The sequence below is a fragment of the Flavobacterium limnosediminis JC2902 genome (assembly GCF_000498535.1).
Classification (GTDB): Bacteria; Bacteroidota; Bacteroidia; order Flavobacteriales; family Flavobacteriaceae; genus Flavobacterium; species Flavobacterium limnosediminis.
Map to the genome: position 1 here is coordinate 1 of NZ_AVGG01000038.1, position 812 is coordinate 812.

An 812-nucleotide genomic window follows, 5' to 3' on the forward strand; every position below is an offset into this window, starting at 1 on the left:
GCAAACTTATCGGCACAAACAACTTACCAATTGGTAAATGTTTCGGCAGGTTCAGGATGTTCGGCTTCGTTATCGCAGTCAGTTGTGGTAACTATTGCTCCACAGCCTACAGCGTCAATTTCAGGGGCAACCACGGTTTGTTTTAATTCTTCAGCTATAATAACGTTCACAGGAACACCTGGAGCAACTGTGCAATACACAATTAATGGAGGAGCTAATCAGCCGGTAATTCTTGATGCGGCGGGAACGGCTACTGTAAATACGGGAGCTTTAACCGCAGATGCGACGTATGCATTGGTGGATGTGACTGCAGGAACAGTTCCTAACTGTATTCAAGCGGTAACGGGTTCGGTAACCGTAACGGTGGTGCAAACTCCAACGGTAACAGCCACGCCGAATTCTCAAGCATTATGTTCCGGACAATCTACCGGTATTCAATTACAGGGAACGGTTCCGAATACCACTTTCTCATGGACTTATGCCCAGACAGGTGGAGTAACAGGAGCTTCCAACAGCACAGGTAACATTATTTCACAGGTGCTTACAGCAGGATCTGTGAGCGGAACGGTAACCTATACAATAACACCACAAGTTGGTAGCTGTACTGGAAATCCGATTACGGTAACCGTAACGGTTAATCCGGTTCCGGTTGTAAATCTTAACACGACCACACAATCTATTTGTACGGGCGGAACCACAAACATAACAATGAGCAGCAACGTTGCCGGTACTACCTTCAACTGGAATGTTGTTCAAAACGGTGGGGTGACCGGCGGAACAATCGGAACAGGGACATCAATCAACGATGTGCT

1 protein-coding gene is annotated in these 812 nt (G+C 46.9%); it reads left to right on the top strand.

All coding sequences use genetic code 11. The features are described 5' to 3' along the window. On the top strand, positions 1-812 hold an 812-nt coding region (locus tag FLJC2902T_RS16340; RefSeq protein ID WP_035679219.1), incomplete at both ends, for a PKD-like domain-containing protein.